The organism is Ruminococcus bicirculans (ex Wegman et al. 2014) (assembly GCF_000723465.1).
In the GTDB taxonomy this organism is placed as follows: Bacteria; Bacillota; Clostridia; order Oscillospirales; family Ruminococcaceae; genus Hominimerdicola; species Hominimerdicola aceti.
Map to the genome: position 1 here is coordinate 1829449 of NZ_HF545616.1, position 17511 is coordinate 1846959.

A 17511-nucleotide genomic window follows, 5' to 3' on the forward strand; every position below is an offset into this window, starting at 1 on the left:
TTCACTGCCGTCCGTGAGCTTGACGTCAGCTAAAATTTATTTTACACCGATTTGGTGTAATAAACATCAATAATCCCAGCCGAAATACTTCTTATTGTTTCCGTATACGTTTCTCCAGCATTTAGGAAAATAAATATCCTTATTTGCCTTGTCCTTATAGGAATCTATTATAAGATCCAGGTTATCGTCAGCCGTCATTTTCTTTGCCACGATTACCCACCTGAGATTTGAAGTTTCGTTTGTACAAGTTGAGAGCGATATATACTTATCGTCTGCTGTACACTCGATATCGTTTGAATACCACGAACGCTTTCTCACTTCTGAGATCCAATCGTCAAACTTATAGTCAGCGTCGTCAAAATATCTGGTAGTCCAGTATTTGAAGAGCTTTCCGTCGTCCTGATTTTCAAGTATTCCCGTCACGAACGCACCCACGATAACATACTTACAGTTGCTGTCATAGATAGTATTGAACTCGATAACAGGATATTTCTTAAGAAAATCCACTCCCTTTTTATACTCAGTAAGGTGAGTAAAAGAAGTTCCCACATATCTCATGTTATGACCATATATCGTGATATTGTCAGACTGCCCGTCCTTATTTATGGTAGACCAAGCGTCTGCATAAATGCTTCCCGATTCGTAATACTGCTTGTCAATATTCTTGTAAAGATAATATTCATTATCCTTGCCTTTGAGAACTGGGAAGTTTATATATTCATCACCTGCGGAATTTTTAAAGCCTGGTATCTTTATCCAGCCTACGACGTCCTTGTTCCTTTTCAGAAGCTTCTTAGCCCAACCCTGAACTTCTCTGTCCTTTGTTGAAGCCTCAGGGTCAGAAACGTCAATATCGTCTGAGCCGTTATTCTTGCTCAGGTCAACGTCATCGCTAAAGTCAGGCTCGTAATTTACGATCTCCTGCATATAGTTCTGATCCTGCTCGTCGGCTTTCAGAAAATCAGAAAGCTCATTAAGAGAAACACAGAAAAGCACGATAGAGAACATGAACACTATCTTTCTGAACACTTCTCCTGCTCCGTCGCCCTTCCACGGGATAAAATATCTTACTACTCTTACAAAAAAGTTTGTATCGTCCTTTTCGGACAGATTCATTGTTTCATTAGCCATTGACATTTATTTCAAGCCTCCGCCTTTTGTTCATACAGCTCAAGCACCATTCTCAGTGCTGTTTCTGTTGTAAGCATACGGATCTTTCTTCTGTCCAAATTCTCATATTCTTTATAAAGCTCAAGCCGTCTGACTATTTCTTTCTGACGACTTCTCACTGAAACATATACAGTTCCCACAGGCTTTTCCTGAGAACCGCCGCTTGGCCCTGCTATACCAGTAACAGCCACTGCACAATCTGCACCGAAAAGCTTCAGCGCACCCTTGCTCATCTCACTGGCTGTCTGCTCAGAATAAACAGTATACTGCTCCAGCGTTTCCTTTTTCACGTTCAGAAGCTTCATCTTTATTTCCTCCGTATAGGTGCAAGCACCGCCGAGGAACATTTCCGACGCTCCCGAAACGGAAGTGATCGTCTGGCTTATCATTCCGCCTGTACAGCTTTCCGCAGTACACAGCTTCCGACCGCTCTTTATCATATATTTTACTACACTTTTTGTAACTATGTCAATACTATCTGTAACCACTTTGTCACCTTCAGCAAATTTCATAGTAATAATCACCCCTTTTAGTTATATATTGCACATAAAAAATCGGCTCTTTTTGTCCATTTTGTTAATTCGACGTTTTTCAAAAACCAATGTTAATAGCAAATTCTGCAAGCAGATGTTACACTTTTGTTACCAAATTACTGATTTTTCATTATTAACAAGCCCGTTCAACACCCTTTTGAACGCAAAGAAAAGCCCTGAAAATTCGGGGCTTTTCGGCATTTTTCACCATGGAAAGGCACAATATTCGGGTACAAAAAAGCGTACAATTAAGCTACAAGCTGTTACAGTTTTAACCCGTTTGTAACCTTTTCACAGACACCATGCAACGGGTGTACGCCATGAAAATACGCTATGCGTTTCTGATAAGATAAGGCTTTGTTCCCTCGATAGCTTTCTGGATATAAGGCTCCCAATCGAAAGCGTTCTGAGCGGCTTCAACGTCTGCAAGATTTGGTCTTGTCTTAGGGTGCTTTGGCGTGAAAACTGTACAGCAATCCTCATAAGGGAGGATAGAGGTATCAAAAGTATCTATCTTTCTTGCTATCTCCACTATCTCAGATTTGTCCATACCAACGCATGGTCTGAATACAGGCATACGGCAAGCGGCGTCTGTGCAGACCATTGCATACATAGTCTGGCTCGCTACCTGACCAAGGCTCTCTCCTGTGACAAGGGCTTGGATATCCTCTTTCTCGCATATTCTCTGTGCTATCTCCATCATAAGTCTTCTCATCAGGATAGTGAAAAGCTCCTCAGGGCAGTTATCTCTCAGAAGCTCCTGGATCTCCGTGAAAGGCACGCAGAAGAAGTTGATATCACCACAGTAAGCAGTGATTATCTTGGCAAGCTTTTCAACTTTCATCTTCGCTCTGTCTGAAGTATACGGTGGAGCTTCAAAGTGGATAGCGGATATTATCGCACCACGCTTTGCCATCATATAGCCTGCAACAGGCGAATCTATACCGCCTGAGAGAAGAAGCATTGCCTTTCCGCTTGAGCCTACAGGTATTCCGCCAGCGCCCTCGATAGAGCCTGCGTGAACATAAGCGTTGGTTTCTCTTATCTCCACTGTTACTACAACGTCAGGATCGTGAACGTCAACTTTAAGGTGTGGGAATCTTTCAAGTATCTTTCCGCCCATTTCTATACATATCTCAGGGGACTTGAATGGGAACTTCTTATCTGAACGCTTTGCGTCGACCTTAAAAGTTCTCGCAGTTTCCATTTCGTCCTCGATATAGTCAAGTGACTTTGTGAGTATCTCGTCCATATCCTTTTCCAAAACGCAGCAGCGACAGAGCTTAACGATACCGAAAATTTTCGACAGCTTTTCCACTGCCATGTCAACATCGCTGTCATCATTGAGCGGCTCAACATACAAAGTAGATTGTGCTTTTGATACGCTGAACTGTCCGCAGCTTTTAAGTCTTCTTTTTACGCTCTTTGTCATCATGCTCTCGAAGCTTGATTTGTTAAGACCTTTCAGAGCTATCTCACCATATTTGCAGAGAATGATTTCTTTCATAAATTTTATCCTTTCTTTACGAAAACTGCACAAAAAAGTCCTCGTCAAAAACCTGTCAAAAGCGACCTTTTTCGCCGTTCCCCTTTATAAATAGTACAAAACATTTGTTTGCGTGTTTTACCTTACCTTGCACAGGTCATTCTGCGCAGACTTTATGCCCTCCATAAGAGCGTCGATATCAGCCTTTGTGGTGTCGATGCTACAGCTTATCCTGATAGTGGAGTCAAGGCTCTGCTCGGGATATCTGAACTCTTTTAGCACAGAGCTTTTCTTGCCCTTTGAGCAGGCTGAGCCGCTTGAAACATATATCTCACGCTTTTCAAGATAGTGGAGAAGCACTTCGGACTTTAACCCATTGACGGCAATGCTTGTGACATAAGGCGAGCCGCCTTTTCGTGAATTTACGAAAACATCGCCGTTTTCGTTACACTTTTCTATGAGATAGGCTTGGATATCAGCCGCCTTTTCAAAGTTCGCAGAAACATTCGGCGCAAGCTTTTTCACCGCCGCACCGAAACCGCATATGAGCGGCACTGACTCAGTACCCGAACGAAAACCTTTTTCCTGTCCTCCCCCAAGCATAAAAGGCGGTATATGAATGCCCTTTTTCACATACAGCGCACCGATACCCTTTGGAGCATATATTTTATGACCGCTGAGAGATATCATATCGGCATTCAGCTTTTTGGCTTTCACAGGAATTTTCATAAATCCCTGAACGCAGTCGCAGTGAGTAATCACCTGGGGATACTTTTTCTTTATCATAGAAAAAGCTTTTTCCACAGGAAGTATGTAGCCGTTTTCGTTGTTCACAAGCATACAGCTAACAAGGAAAGTGTCCTCGTTCACAGCGGCAAAGATGTCACGAGCGTTTATCTCGCCGTTCTCGTCAGGGGATATCCTTATGACCTCACAGCCCATATCTTCAAGCTCCTGGGCAGGATTTTTCACAGCAGGGTGTTCAACAGAGGATATGACAACGCGCTTTTTACGTTTTCCGTGAGCCTTGTAAGCCCCGAAAATAGCGGTATTGTTGCTTTCAGTAGCACCCGAAGTGAAATAGACCTCATCAGGGGTAACACCGAGAGCGTCGGCAATGATCTCACGAGCGTCAGAAACAAGAAGCTCAGCGTCAAGACCTGCTCTGTGCAGAGAAGAGGGGTTTCCGAAGACCTCCAAGCCTTTCATTACAGCCGCTTTAGCTTCATCACAAGGTTTTGTGGTGGCGGCATTATCAAGATATATCAATTATCACAAGTCCTTTCATGTTTTATCGCAATTATTTTTATTATAACATATAATTGTGAATAATGCAAACAAATCGGGAAAGTGAGGAATGAGGAGTGTGTAGTGCTACAATAGATATTGGACAAAATTAAGAAAAAAGAAAAGAGAGATAGGCAAAAATCTGATAAAATAAAGTTACCACACCAAATTCAAATCAGAAAGGAAGCCTATCTCTCATGAATAGTATAACACAAGATATGAAGTTTCGTCAATCCTTAATGAATTACGCAAAGAAATATGGAGTGAGCCGAGCAAGCAGAAAATACAATAAATCACGTTCATATATATATTTCTGGCTGAAACGCTGGGACGGAAGTGTGGAGTCCCTTGCAGTTAAATCACGCCGACCGCATCATCATCCCAACGAGCATACCAAGGAAGAAATAGATCTTATCAAAAGGTATCACAAACGAAACCCAACGCTTGAGCTTCCCGAACTATGGCATCGTCTCAGAAAACAAGGGTATACACGCTGTCTTGAAAGTCTTTACAGGGTTATGAAAAAACTAGGAATGCTTCCGAAAAAGCCGAAGAAAGCGACGTATAAACCAAAGCCATACGAGCAGATGACATACCCCGGAGAGCGTATTCAGGTGGACGTAAAGGTAGTTCCGAGAAAGTGTATAGCTGACCCAGAGATGAAGCTGTACCAATACACGGCGATCGATGAGTATACCAGGATAAGATTTTTATACGGATATGAGGAGCAAAGCACCTATTCTTCAGCAGACTTTGTAAAAAGGCTGGTGAAATGGTACAAACGCAGAGGAATAACGGTGAAATGTATTCAGACCGACAATGGATTTGAATTTACTAACCGCTTTTCGCCAAGCAAAAGAGACAAGAAAACGCTGTTTGAGAATACGCTCTCACAACTTGGCATTGAACACAAACTCATTCGTCCATATACGCCCAGGCACAATGGCAAAGTAGAGCGCAGTCACCGAGAAGATCACAACAAATTCTATTCGTGCCATAGGTTTTATTCCTGCGACGACTTAAACGTGCAGCTAGCTGCACGTTTAAGTCGAACAAACAACCGTCCTATGCGTCCCCTCAAATGGTTTTCGCCTATCGAATTTCTTAATAATAGTGTCCAATATGATTGACAAACCTACATTTAGTGAGGGATGAGGTTGAATGAGGAGTGAGGAGTGAGGAATGAAGGTATCGCCTGCGGCGATGTATTTTTACATAGCACAATGCGGCACGGCATTTTCAGCCGCACCGCACAGAACACTATTTATCACAGTTACAATTACTTCCCCATGAAGCCATTGAAAGCCTGATATAATATCCCTGCGCTTCTCCGCAAACAGGACACCTCTCAGGGGCTTGTGTGCCCTCCACGATATAACCGCAGTTCAAGCATACCCACGTTTCAGACTGGGAGGAAGAGAACAGCTTTCCCTCTTTCATAAGCTTGCCAAATGCCGCAAAACGCTTGCCGTGAACATTCTCTATCTTGGCGATATTCGTAAAGTCCTGCGCTATCTTTCCATAGCCCTCCTGCCTTGCGACCTCAGCAAACGCAGGGTAAACATCATCTGATTCCTGACGCTCGTTGTGGTCTGCCATACCAAGCAAGGTACACATATCCTCCGAAATATCCACAGGATAACCTCCGTCAACAAACACGCTCTCCCCTGACAGCTCTTTGAGATGCTCATAGAATATCTTTGCGTGAACTTTCTCCTGATCGGCTGTGAACTTGAACAGATCGGCAAGCACATAAAGCTTCTGCTGTCTTGCTTTTTCCTCCGCCATTGTGTAGCGGTTTCTTGCCTGACTTTCCCCTGCAAAGGCTCTCATAAGGTTATCCTTTGTCTTTGAATTTCTGAAATCTGACATTTTTTTATCCTCCTACTTTATACAGTCAGTGTTCCTGACTTGCTTTCCACAAGAATGAGTATCTGCTCTTCCTCCGCAGTTTGTGCATTTATATATACAAGCACGTTCCTGCCGTTTTCCGCCCTGCACCTGAACTCATAACACAGTTTCTCCTCCAAACCGTCGGTAGGGATAAGTGCAAGCCTGCCGGATATTATTTCAAGGCGTGGGGACACGCTCTCTTTCGCTCGGCTTTGGGATATGTCCGCTTCGGGGATATCTCTGTCATAGTGGTTCACCAAAAAGCCCTTTGCGTCAAAGCCTAATATCTCACCGTCGTCCATTGCTACTGATACCTTTATAAGGTCGGTGTAACAGCACACGTCAAGGTCGTTGTAGGCGAAATTCACTGTGAGAACGTTGTCGATATTCTCATAGTAGGTGGTTTTCATGGACAGTATGCCGAGGTCATCGAGAAAATCCTCTGCTGCCTTTACTCCCTGCTCGTTTGTAAGCACTGTGCTTTCGCTGATACGGCTTTTGAGGAAATATGAGATATATCCGCCCTGCTTCGTCACCTCGCAAGCCACCGTCTTATCCTCGTTTGAAAATCTCCAGCATGGCATTTTGCCCTCTACCTCTGAGATATCTGTGAACACTGTGGAGTTCATGTTAAGCCCCAGAGAACAGCGTTCAAGGGCTTTGGTCTGTGAAACGTTCTCTGCCTCAGCTGTCATGCGTGGGGTACGCTCCAGGATATTGTCTGAGAATGGGCCGTCATAAATAAGGCTTGGATAGCTTTCAAAGCTTCCCTCAAAGTCTGAGAAGCCCTCTGTCACTGTGGGCGGGTCGCTCTGCTGTGAGCCTGTTTGGGTGAGGGCTATCTCACCGCTGTTCACTGAGCTTTCAAGCTCCCACATATCCTCGGAAAGTTCTTTGGAAAAGTCATAGAGCGAGGATATGTTCTCATATTCCTCGTCTGTTATCTCCTCGCCGTTCATAAGCCTCTCGCTCACTGCCATGGAGTAGTTTCCTACCTGTGAGAGAAATTTGTAGGTGTTTTCAAGCTGCAGCTCTTCTATGGGAAGCTGTGACAGAGCCGCCTTTGCCGAGGACGCTTCTCTGTAAAGCTTCACCGCAAGTGACTGGTGCATTTTCCCTGAGCCTGCATAAAGCTCCTTTTCAAGAGTGTCGCTAACGTTCTCTACTGCGTCGCAAAGGTCGCCCATGGCTCTTGAATAGTTGTAGTTCACACTACGCAACGCCCTTTTTTCACTGCTCATAAGTTGTATATTTCTCACCGCAAGCACACCCACGACAGCCACTGTGAAAGACACTATCCTAACTGCGTTTCGCTTTGATATATCCATTTTTTATGCTCTCCTTTTCTTTTTTCTCCATTATTATGCCAGCTAAAATGCTGATTATTCTCATTAACTGTGCCTTGCAGTGCCATTTCAGGCATATCATGATACACAAAATTTCTTTCCTAATCTTGTGTATCATGAACATCTTTGCTTACTTATTATTACATAAATCTCAAAATAAGTGCAATGATTTAACTTTAAAATTACTGAATTGTATTTATTTGTATAAACGCAAATTTGACAATGCGCTGAAAAAGGGCTATAATAAAGGGTGTGTAAAAATTATCGTGTAAAATGGCAGAAAAAATGTTAACTCTGCCTACGTTTCTACGGGAGGAAATTATGAAATTTATTCCAAAGCTGACTGGCGTGGTTTTGTCAGCGGCAATAATGGCTCAGTCTGTTCCATTCGTGTATGCGGCAGAGGAAAGCATTGCGTCAAGTGAGCTTTCAAATGATATCCAGGTATCAAAGCCTGAATATGCTACAGGCAATATGGAGGCTGATAGTCTTTTAGAGCCTGTCACTGAGGACGACCCTGAGTATCATAAATATCTTGAAAACAACGATCCATACGGCATTATGACAATGTCTGCTCTGTGGGGGGCTGACAGTCTTACTCATCAAAACAGATTCAGCGGTGTTTCAAAGGTCTATGGCATTGACGTTTCCTATTATCAGGGCAACATAGATTGGAAAAAGGTCAAAAACAGCGGTGTGGAATTTGTTATCATAAGAGTAGGCTACCGTGGCTATGGCAGTGCAGGAACGCTTGTGGAAGACCCTAAGTTCAAGACCTATCTTGACGGGGCTACCAAGGCAGGGCTTAAAGTTGGCGTATACTTCTATACGCAGGCGATAACCACAGCCGAGGCTAAGGCAGAGGCTAAGTTCGTTCTTGACAGGATAAAGGGATATTCTCTGCAAATGCCTGTTTATTACGATATCGAGTCTGTTGACTATGACACTGGCAGACTTGACAGCGCAGGGCTTTCCAAGGCTCAAAAGACCGCTCTTTGCACAGCTTTTTGCGACACTATCATAAAATCGGGCTACAGCGCAGGTGTTTATGCAAACTACACATGGCTAAACTACTACATTGACGGAGCAGGGCTTGGCAGGAAATATCCTATATGGCTGGCTCACTACACAAGCAACACCAATTATGACCAACGCATGGATATGTGGCAATATTCAGGAAGCGGTACTGTTTCAGGCATTTCAGCCTACACTGACGTAAACGTATGGTATTCGGGCAAGCTTCCACTTTATGTGTCCGACCTTATCTCAGTGACAAACACCTCCACCTCCAACACATTTGCCTGGAACGGCGCTCCTGACGCAACAGGATATGAGGTATATCAGGGAACAAGCCCCAGCGACCCTAACAAGAAAAAAATAGGGGATACAAAGAATACATATTTTACAAACTCCAACAAGTCCACAGGTACTATGTACAAATACATGGTGAGAGCCTACAGTGACGCTTCTGGCAAGCGTGTTTACGGGGATTACTCCGAGGTATTCACCACCTGCACTCTTCCTGCGAACATCTCAAAAATATCCGCTTCTGCAAGGGGAACTTCTGTCACAATTAGCTGGGGCAAAGTTTCAAAGGCGACCGACTACATCGTGGAGCATAATGTGAACGGTGCATGGAAGCAGGTCGGCACAACTTCAAGCCTTTCATACAAGGTGAATGGTATCACACAGAACGGTGTTAATAAGTTCAGGGTAAAAGCAAGAAGAAATTACAGTGGCGTATACTACAATGGTGGCTACACATATGTAAACGCTGAGGTCACTGACATACCAAGTGCAGTAACAGGCGTAAGAAGCACTTCAAACACTTCTACATCAAACACCATAACATGGAACGCTTCCAAAAAAGCAGAAGGCTATGAGATCTATCAGTGGATAGGTACTAACGACAGCTACAAGCTCATAGGCACGACCACGTCCACAAAGTTCACAAACTCAAAGAAAAGCTCAGGCACGATGTACAGATACAAGGTAAGGGCATTCAACACTGTTGACGGACAGCGTATCGAGGGTGCATATTCCTCTGAGCTTACCACCTGCACTCTTCCTGCAAACGTATCATTCTCCCTTTGCTCCACTGACGTTGATTCCATAACACTCAACTGGAACAAGGTATCAAAGGCTACAGGCTATCAGGTAGAGATGTACACAAACGGAACATGGAAAACTCTCTCCACCATTTCGGGAACGAGCTACACTGCAAGCGATCTTTCACAGAAAACAGCTTATCGTTTCAGAGTGAGAGCCATAAGAAATTATAACTACATAAACTACTACGGTGACTACACTGAAAAGGACATCACCATTCGTCCTGCAAACACACCAAAGGGGCTTTCCTCATCAGTGAACACATCAAGTTCTAACACTATCACATGGGAAAGCGTGAATGGAGTATCTGGCTACAGCGTTTATCAGTGGGTAGGAACGTCAGACAGCTACAAAAAGCTCGGCGACACTGCTTATCCATACTACACAAACTCAGGCAAGTCATCAGGCACTATGTACACATACAGAGTAAAGGCATATTATGTAAGCGACAATGTTATGCAATACAGCAAGCCTGCACAGGTGGTCACCTGCACACTTCCTGCAAACGTCACTGTCACAACAGCAAAGCGTTCGGGAAGCAATATCTCACTTGCATGGAACAAGGTATCAAAAGCCACAGGATATGAGATATATGTTAAGTCAGGAAGCAGTTGGAAGAAGCTCACCACAACATCAGGCAAAAGCTACACTGCAAAAAATCTGTCAGGCACTAAAACATTCAGAATAAGGGCATACAGAAAATACAATGGTGTGAACTATTATGGTGCTTATACTGAAAAGACTGTAAAATAAAACAAAGGCTATGTGTGAAAAAAAACACATAGCCTTTTGTTATTTATGGATATAATGCAACTGTAGGGGCTGGCGCCCTCGACAACCCGTCCCCTCTACGTTTCGTCTGCAATCTCATTTGTATTATCCGCACAATGTTGCTCTACACAAATTCTGGATAATCCAAACCATATCACCCCGAGTGGGACGTCGTATTTCTGCAAAGCAGAAATTGCGCCGCTCCCCTACATAGTTTGTGCGTTAAATTATAGCACCTTGCTTCCGTTTGCTGTAAGCTTGAACTTTGCTCCCAGAACACCTGCCGCACCTCTGCACATGAGCATACGCTGTAAGAAAATATCAAAATAGTCATACATGGTGCAGATACTTTCGTCTATCTGCAAATTAAGGGATATGACCTTTTTATCAGCATTTATCTTTAGGCTCGCTTCTGTTACCGCATAGTTCACCCTGTCATGGATATCAAAAGAGGACTTATCCTTATTTGACACACGATTTCGTCGCACGTCCGTTTTATCACCTATTATCACTGCGGCTGACACTGGGTCTGTTGCGCCCCCTGTTGATTCGTCATGGCTTCCAATGCAGGAAACTATCGTCACCCTATCTTCCAATGGCATATCAGTGTCTTTGAGAATATCGTTTGCAAGTATTGCACCATACTCTGCATGGTGTGTACGATTGACAGCGTTGCCGATATCGTGCATATACCCTGCTATCTTTGCAAGCTCTATGGTATGCTCATCATAGCCGAACTCTTTAAGTATTGCGGCGGCTCTGTCTGCCACAAGAGTGGTATGCACCTCTGAATGGTCTGTAAAACCCAGAGATGTAAGATTTATCCCTGCCCTTTTTATAAATGCTTTTATTTCCTTGTTTTTTCTTATCTCTTTGTATGTCATTGATTTCTCCTGTTGGTTTATGATTATATTTATCTACGCAAGGCTTTTTACGTCCACATAATGTATTGTAGGGGCGAACAGTGTTCGCCCGCATTTGCTCGCCTGCATGAATTTGCGATTATACAAACCATGTCGCTCTCCGAACGGGACGTCATATTTCTGCAAAGCAGAAATTGCGCCGCTCCCCTACAGTCACTCGCCGTGACGGGCATTTTACGCCATACATTGCAGCATGAGATACACTTGCACCGCTCTTTAAAATGTGTAATTATAACCTGCAATTATCATATCACTAATCAAGCCCATATACAATACATTCTGCATTTATTTTACAATATTTTGACACTATACAGGCACAAAATAGCCGTCGATATGCTCTTTGTCAAGCCCCTCGCCAATGACGATAAACACCGCCTGACCTCGCTCTATAGGCTTAACGGTGATGTTCTTGTGGGTGGCATTAAGCTCAAGCCACTTGCCCTCAGCGTTTTGCATAAAGCCTTTTACACGGAATATCCTTCCGCACTTGCTGTCGCTCATAAGCCTGCTCACAGCATCTTCCATAGCATTGTCAGGAAGCTTCATATTCATAAAATACAAAGAGGTATAAGCTTTATCTTGGTCGAACCACAGCTTTTCGTGGGAATCCGGCTCATAGCCACTGTTGGCTATCCTTTCCATATCCTCATCTGTAAGCTCCGACCAGTCTTTCATTATTATCTCAGGCTTAGTCATTCTGTGGCAATGGAACTTTTTCTGCACGGCTTCAAGGTGTTTTAGAGTATCCTCAAGCTCCTGCTTTGTGGCTTCCTGACATCTGCTCATGAGAACTATGCCTGCTTCCGAAAGCTGAGAAGCAAGAAGATAATCAGAAGCTTCCGACAAGTTGGTATCAAGGCAGGCGTCTGCAATAGTTATAACGCTTCCTATCTCATACCAATTATCAAGAGGTTCTTCTCTGAGCACGTCAAAGAACTCGTCAGCTTCATAAATGCCTGACGGCTCCACAATAACCCTGTCAAGACCACGCATACCCATAGCAATAAGCTTAGTCTTAAAACGCCGTCTGTGGCAATCCTTATCAGCCGCCGAGACCATTTCAAGGTCGCAATTCTCGTCCAAAAGCTCCTGCAAAAGAAGCATATCCACATTCACTGCACCGAAATCATTCTCCAACACGCCAATTTTACAGCCCTTATCCAAAAGATAACGGGCATATTTTTTTATAAAAGTGGTCTTCCCTGCTCCGAGAAACCCCGTCACAAGGTCTACCTTGGTTTTCTTTTTCTCTGTGTTCATAGTTAATGCCTCCTAATGGTCATATTATACCATATCGGCAAGGCTTTTGCAATGAGAGAAATAAAAAAACACGCCTTACACTAAGTAAAACGTGTTTTGCACGGGGACTCCCCCTACATTGTAAAGTTGACAACAAAGCTTGGCAACAAAAAACGCACCCTGCAAACTCGCAAAGTGCGTAAATACGCTGGTGCGCCAGAAGGGACTCGAACCCCCGACCTACTGGTTCGTAGCCAGTCACTCTATCCAAAAATAAAACCACAAATTTTCTTTCAGTCAAATAAAATATCATGAAAATTGCTGCTAAGACTTTGGCAGCTTTTTTGATGATATTTACACATATCATCAAGCATAGACAGGGTAGCTCCCTGAGCGGCAGGACGTTCTCCCCTGCCGCTTTTTCTGTGCTTAATACGGAGAACTTTAACATTTTAGAAAGGGTGTTTTTAATGGAGAACACAAAAACAAAGATCGTATCCGTGGCAAATCAGAAAGGCGGAGTTGCCAAAACAACATCGGCATTCAATATTGCCGCTATTCTTGCACAGCGAGAGAAAAGAGTCCTTATGATAGACCTTGACCCTCAGAGCAGTTTGTCGGTATCGTGCATGAAGTACGAATATGACCCTGACGATATCACTATCACTGAGCTTATGTCATCTATCATCAATAAGAAAACCATTGATTTCAAGACGGCTGTTCATCACAACGAGCCGAACAATATTGACTATATCCCTGCGACTATAACACTTTCAGGAATTGAAGTTGACCTGTGCAGAACACGCTGTTGCGAAATGGTGCTGAAACGTGTCCTTAGTAATTACATCGGCTGCTATGACTACATCATCATAGACTGTCCTCCGTCACTGAGCAACTTGCTCTACAATGCTCTTTCCGCTGCAGATATGGTCTTGATACCTGTGCTTGCTCAAGAAATGGCATTGAGCGGAATCCCACTTCTTCTTGACAGCATTGACGATATCCATGAGTACGCTAACCCTGACCTTGAAATACTCGGAGTATTCGCAACATGGGCAGAGAAAAACAACACAATGTCAGCTGAAGTAATTGAGTCAATAAAAGCCGCATTCAATGATAAATACCTTGGCAGCATAAGCAAGTCAAAAGCAGCTCAGGACAGCAGCCGTGAGGGCATCGCCCTTTGCAACTATAAAATCAGCAGCACAAATAAATACAAGAATATGCTCGCAGACGAGTATCGTGTAATAGCTGACAAAATAGAGTGTGTCACGGTGACACACTAAGGAGGTTTCAATATGATAGATATAAAACGCTCCGCAAATCGTCCAAGAGCTAACTTCTCAAATAACTTTGAGGAGCTTCTCATGGATAAGCAAAAGGTGGTTTCACTGCCTATGTCAAAAATTGAGCCTTTCAGCTTTAATGGTGATCCACAGCCATTTGCAATAGATGAAAATGAGATATCTGCACTTGCCGACTCTATTTCAAAGTGTGGACTTATCACACCGATAATAGTTCGCAGCATTAGCAGCAACAGCTATCAGATACTCAGCGGTCATAAAAGATACGCTGCTTGCAAAAAGCTTATGCACCTTGACATTGACGCCGTTGTTATCGAAGTCACTGATGATAACGTGGCTTTCGATATAGTCTGCCAGGCAAACATTCAACGAAAAGAGCCACGTCCAAGCGAGCTTTCAAAAATGTTCAATACATACTTAAGTCTGAGAAAGAACGTTTCAGCAGACCTGACAGTAAATGAGATAAGCAATATGTTTGGTATATCCAGAAAAACCATTTACCGCTATGCAAATATCTCAAATCTTGATAATGGGTTAGCAGAGCTTATAGACAGCAAATCTATTCAGATAAGATTCATTGAGCCGCTTGCAAAGCTCAGTCCTGAGCAGCAGAAAGCCATAGCAGACTATTACAATTATGACGAACGGCTCAGTTCAAAAGAGCTGACATTGGTCATAGAGCAAATGACAAACAGTGGAAGCAGTGATATCTATGATATCATGAAAGCTATAAGAAATCTGTCTGAAAAGAAAAAAGAGCCATACAAGAACAGCTTATACAATGAGATGTATATCAAAAAGCCGTTATGTATGCAGAACATGACCGAAAGTGAGCTTGACAAGATAATGTATGAGCTGCTTGATAAATATCTTGAAAATAATTTCAAGAGTACAAAAAAAGTTACCACAAACGAAAAATAATATGATATAATCATAGCACAGGAGGAAAAAGAATGAACATGACGTTCAAAATAGATATAGATCGTAAAAAAATAGAGGCGATACGCTGCTATCTCCCAGACGGCAATGTTGAGCAACTTCTGCACGAGGAGATAACAAAGGCGGCTAACTCTGCAGTTGACAAGCTTTACAACAGGAATGTTCCTAAGAAAGTGCAGGAGTTTCTCAGAAAGACTTCGGAGCAGAAGGCTGTCAGAAAAAAGAAAGAAGATATGCCAGATGAATAACGGAGTTTTGAAAACCTACGATAGCAAAAACCAGACGGCACTCTATAAGGCTAAAGACAACCGGCTATACGAGATCATATCTATCGATACCGACTGTGCTGTAATGGCTGCGGCATTTGATGATACATTTGCAGTCGCTGCAAAGCCGTTTCTCGATGAGATCAACAATGTGATCGATTTTTCAAGCATTGAATATTTCCCTCACAGAATTCAAGCAGAGAGCTACAGCAAAATACTTCATCAGTGCTATGCCGAACCGAATGCACAAAAACAACAGCGTGTCACGGTGACACACTCAGATAACATCACCCAAAAACATAAAAGTTTGTAATTGAAAAAGGAGGACCATTATGAACGAAAACAGGAATTTTAACGAAGATTTTGAAATCGAGCAGGCAGGACCAGAAGATGTTGGCTGCGATCTTTTTGAGTATGAGCTTACTCCAGAGGGTACATACGTCCCGAAGATAGCATACACAAGTGACCCCGAAGAAGAAAAGCTTCTCAAAAAGCCTATCCGCAGATGGGGACGTGCATGGATGAAATGGATGGAAGCAGAATACCCAGCAGACGTTGACATTCTCGTGTGCGAATGCCGTTGGCAGATCATTCCGAGAGAAATAGATATCGAAGCTGAGGAGAGGTTTAACGAGCTTGACGAGATCTACAGAAAAGATCACCCACGTCCTACAGAGTTCAATGCTATACGCAAGTGGGAAAAGGAAAGGCTCATGACGCTCGAACATCAGGTAATGGAGGAGATCGTTTATAAGCGCAGAGAATGAAAAATTTCTCCAGTGTGTCACCGTGACACAAAAATATATAAAAAAGATATACACTTTATTGACATTGGCTCAAAAATCTGATAAAATAAAGGTGAAAAGAGAATGATAATAACTGATGAAAAGCTAAAAGGGTCCATTGAGGATAAAATGGCTATCGCTGACAGCTTTAACCTTATGGACGATGACTTCTTTGCCGTGGTAATGCGTGACAAAGCTGCGTGTTCATATACACTGAGCAGACTGCTTGACAAAAAGCTCAATGTCATTAAAGTTGATACGCAATATGCCATAAGAAATTACAACGGACATTCGGTAGTGCTTGACGCACTTGCCGAGGACGAGGAGCATAAGCTATATAACATAGAAGTTCAGGTCAAAAACAAAGATTATCACCCCAAAAGGGTAAGATACTATCAGGCAAGTCTTGATACTCTGTTTCTTGAGAAAAATCAGAATTACAAAGAGCTGCCTGAGTTGTACCTGATATTTATTTCGGCTACTGACTGGCTGAAAGGCGGCAAGTGTAAATACACGGTTCGCCGCATGGTCGATGAAACACATCAGGAAATTGACAACGGCGTACACGAATATTACTTTAATGCAGCAGTTGATGACGGCAGCTCTCTTGCCAAGCTGCTGCAATATCTAAAGAACAGCAGTGCTGACAACAGCTCGTTCGGAGAGCTGTCAAAGGCAGTATACAACCACAAAAGAACAACGAAAGGAGCGGATAGTATGTGTGAGGCTGTTGAAAACTATGGATATAGGAAAGAGGCTGAGGGCAGAGTTGAAGGCAGAGCCTACGAAATAATCGCTCTTATGTTGGAAACTGGAGCAGACGATGAAGCGATAATTGCAAGGTTGATGTCACGGCTTGAGATTTCCAAAGAAAGAGCTATAGAATACTATAACGCTTACAAGAAGCAAGAGGGTAAAGCTGAAAAGTAATTTTGTCCGTGGACAAAGCAGAACAGAATATGATTATAAGGACACTTGAATTTCAGGTGTCCTTTTTTGTTGACAAATGTCACTTTAAATGATAAAATGGGAGAATGAGGAATGATTTGGTATACTATATTTATAATCATATTTCTGTTTGGAATATTGTACATTTCAAATAACAAGAAGAACAGCAGCGAATTAGTAACATCTATTATTGATAAGTTTTGCTTACTAGCATTATATGTTATATCAACAAAACTTACTAAGCGGCTTATTCCCCAACTGACGGTTACCTTATTAATGGATATATATATTGTTCTGAGGGAAAAATACTGCAGTCCTTTATCTAAGACACAGAAAATAATTTTATTGAGTATAACCAATTTTCTTTTAATTTTTCTATGTTGGAAGTGGATTTATGAACTTACTTAAAACTACATTCGAATACAAACGTAAGGACACTTGAATTTCAGGTGTCCTTTTTTGTTGACAAGATAAAGCGAAAATGATAGAATAAAGGTGAACAACATTGGATC

General features: G+C 42.8%; 16 protein-coding genes. 8 read left to right on the plus strand and 8 right to left on the minus strand.

Annotated elements, in window-relative coordinates:
* Positions 1-66 precede the first annotated feature (66 nt).
* From RBI_RS08475 to RBI_RS08490, 4 genes are all read right to left on the minus strand, one after another.
* Positions 67-1137, minus strand: coding sequence for a class B sortase (locus RBI_RS08475; RefSeq protein ID WP_022287615.1), 1071 nt, complete (start codon positions 1135-1137; stop codon positions 67-69).
* 5 nt (positions 1138-1142) lie between these two features.
* Positions 1143-1682 (minus strand): CinA family protein, encoded by a 540-nt coding sequence (locus tag RBI_RS08480; RefSeq protein ID WP_046441625.1) that lies wholly within the window; start codon positions 1680-1682, stop codon positions 1143-1145.
* A gap of 352 nt (positions 1683-2034) precedes the next feature.
* Positions 2035-3210: a tRNA uracil 4-sulfurtransferase ThiI gene (gene thiI, locus RBI_RS08485; protein WP_022287613.1), complete on the minus strand. Its 1176-nt coding sequence runs from the start codon at positions 3208-3210 to the stop codon at positions 2035-2037.
* Positions 3211-3327: 117 nt separating this feature from the next.
* A complete protein-coding gene (locus RBI_RS08490) occupies positions 3328-4458 on the minus strand; it encodes a cysteine desulfurase family protein (RefSeq protein WP_038672310.1) in 1131 nt (376 codons plus the stop codon).
* Between the two features lie 215 nt (positions 4459-4673).
* On the opposite strand from RBI_RS08490, the gene RBI_RS08495 reads away from it, so the two are divergent.
* Positions 4674-5606, plus strand: coding sequence for an IS481 family transposase (locus RBI_RS08495; protein ID WP_038671142.1), 933 nt, complete (start codon positions 4674-4676; stop codon positions 5604-5606).
* 130 nt (positions 5607-5736) lie between these two features.
* On the opposite strand, the gene rbr is transcribed toward RBI_RS08495, so the two are convergent.
* Both rbr and ypeB read right to left on the minus strand, forming a co-directional pair.
* On the minus strand, positions 5737-6348 hold the full coding sequence (rbr, locus tag RBI_RS08500) for a rubrerythrin (RefSeq protein WP_038672312.1): 612 nt from the start codon (positions 6346-6348) through the stop codon (positions 5737-5739).
* 17 nt (positions 6349-6365) lie between these two features.
* Complete coding sequence (ypeB, locus tag RBI_RS08505) at positions 6366-7697, minus strand: germination protein YpeB (protein ID WP_038672315.1); 1332 nt, start codon at positions 7695-7697, stop codon at positions 6366-6368.
* A gap of 339 nt (positions 7698-8036) precedes the next feature.
* Here ypeB and RBI_RS14175 point away from each other — a divergent pair, with 339 nt between their 5' ends.
* Complete coding sequence (locus tag RBI_RS14175; RefSeq protein WP_051706697.1) at positions 8037-10577, plus strand: GH25 family lysozyme; 2541 nt, start codon at positions 8037-8039, stop codon at positions 10575-10577.
* A 245-nt stretch (positions 10578-10822) separates the two neighbouring features.
* On the opposite strand, the gene RBI_RS08515 is transcribed toward RBI_RS14175, so the two are convergent.
* Positions 10823-11479 (minus strand): HD domain-containing protein, encoded by a 657-nt coding sequence (locus RBI_RS08515; RefSeq protein ID WP_022287608.1) that lies wholly within the window; start codon positions 11477-11479, stop codon positions 10823-10825.
* Positions 11480-11824: 345 nt separating this feature from the next.
* Positions 11825-12778 carry a GTP-binding protein gene (locus RBI_RS08520; protein WP_038672317.1) on the minus strand — a complete coding sequence of 318 codons (954 nt, stop codon included), beginning with the start codon at positions 12776-12778 and terminating at the stop codon, positions 11825-11827.
* Between the two features lie 449 nt (positions 12779-13227).
* On the opposite strand from RBI_RS08520, the gene RBI_RS08525 reads away from it, so the two are divergent.
* The 6 genes from RBI_RS08525 to RBI_RS14180 all read left to right on the plus strand — a co-directional run bounded on the left by RBI_RS08525 (position 13228) and on the right by RBI_RS14180 (position 16981).
* On the plus strand, positions 13228-14043 hold the full coding sequence (locus tag RBI_RS08525; protein ID WP_051706699.1) for a ParA family protein: 816 nt from the start codon (positions 13228-13230) through the stop codon (positions 14041-14043).
* A gap of 12 nt (positions 14044-14055) precedes the next feature.
* Positions 14056-14982 (plus strand): ParB/RepB/Spo0J family partition protein, encoded by a 927-nt coding sequence (locus RBI_RS08530; RefSeq protein WP_038672319.1) that lies wholly within the window; start codon positions 14056-14058, stop codon positions 14980-14982.
* Between the two features lie 32 nt (positions 14983-15014).
* Positions 15015-15248, plus strand: a complete 234-nt coding sequence (locus RBI_RS08535) for a hypothetical protein (protein WP_038672321.1) — start codon at positions 15015-15017, stop codon at positions 15246-15248.
* Entirely contained in the window at positions 15241-15579 is a 339-nt protein-coding gene (locus RBI_RS08540) for a hypothetical protein (RefSeq protein WP_038672324.1), read from the plus strand. Before RBI_RS08535 ends, RBI_RS08540 begins: the two co-directional genes overlap by 8 nt.
* Before the next feature lie 19 nt (positions 15580-15598).
* The gene (locus RBI_RS08545) at positions 15599-16033 is read left to right on the plus strand and encodes a TnpV protein (protein ID WP_038672325.1); all 435 of its coding nucleotides are present in this window, start codon (positions 15599-15601) and stop codon (positions 16031-16033) included.
* Positions 16034-16135: 102 nt separating this feature from the next.
* Positions 16136-16981 (plus strand): PD-(D/E)XK nuclease family transposase, encoded by an 846-nt coding sequence (locus tag RBI_RS14180; RefSeq protein ID WP_051706701.1) that lies wholly within the window; start codon positions 16136-16138, stop codon positions 16979-16981.
* Positions 16982-17511 lie beyond the last annotated feature (530 nt).

What these genes read in the sequence shown, in the direction of transcription:
- RBI_RS08475 (WP_022287615.1), bottom strand. Translation starts at nt 1,137, where the DNA reads ATGTCAATGGCTAATGAAACAATGAATCTGTCCGAAAAGGACGATACA.
- RBI_RS08480 (WP_046441625.1), bottom strand. Translation starts at nt 1,682, where the DNA reads ATGAAATTTGCTGAAGGTGACAAAGTGGTTACAGATAGTATTGACATA.
- thiI (WP_022287613.1), bottom strand. Translation starts at nt 3,210, where the DNA reads ATGAAAGAAATCATTCTCTGCAAATATGGTGAGATAGCTCTGAAAGGT.
- RBI_RS08495 (WP_038671142.1), top strand. Translation starts at nt 4,674, where the DNA reads ATGAATAGTATAACACAAGATATGAAGTTTCGTCAATCCTTAATGAAT.
- rbr (WP_038672312.1), bottom strand. Translation starts at nt 6,348, where the DNA reads ATGTCAGATTTCAGAAATTCAAAGACAAAGGATAACCTTATGAGAGCC.
- ypeB (WP_038672315.1), bottom strand. Translation starts at nt 7,697, where the DNA reads ATGGATATATCAAAGCGAAACGCAGTTAGGATAGTGTCTTTCACAGTG.
- RBI_RS14175 (WP_051706697.1), top strand. Translation starts at nt 8,037, where the DNA reads ATGAAATTTATTCCAAAGCTGACTGGCGTGGTTTTGTCAGCGGCAATA.
- RBI_RS08515 (WP_022287608.1), bottom strand. Translation starts at nt 11,479, where the DNA reads ATGACATACAAAGAGATAAGAAAAAACAAGGAAATAAAAGCATTTATA.
- RBI_RS08520 (WP_038672317.1), bottom strand. Translation starts at nt 12,778, where the DNA reads ATGAACACAGAGAAAAAGAAAACCAAGGTAGACCTTGTGACGGGGTTT.
- RBI_RS08525 (WP_051706699.1), top strand. Translation starts at nt 13,228, where the DNA reads ATGGAGAACACAAAAACAAAGATCGTATCCGTGGCAAATCAGAAAGGC.
- RBI_RS08530 (WP_038672319.1), top strand. Translation starts at nt 14,056, where the DNA reads ATGATAGATATAAAACGCTCCGCAAATCGTCCAAGAGCTAACTTCTCA.
- RBI_RS08535 (WP_038672321.1), top strand. Translation starts at nt 15,015, where the DNA reads ATGAACATGACGTTCAAAATAGATATAGATCGTAAAAAAATAGAGGCG.
- RBI_RS08540 (WP_038672324.1), top strand. Translation starts at nt 15,241, where the DNA reads ATGAATAACGGAGTTTTGAAAACCTACGATAGCAAAAACCAGACGGCA.
- RBI_RS08545 (WP_038672325.1), top strand. Translation starts at nt 15,599, where the DNA reads ATGAACGAAAACAGGAATTTTAACGAAGATTTTGAAATCGAGCAGGCA.
- RBI_RS14180 (WP_051706701.1), top strand. Translation starts at nt 16,136, where the DNA reads ATGATAATAACTGATGAAAAGCTAAAAGGGTCCATTGAGGATAAAATG.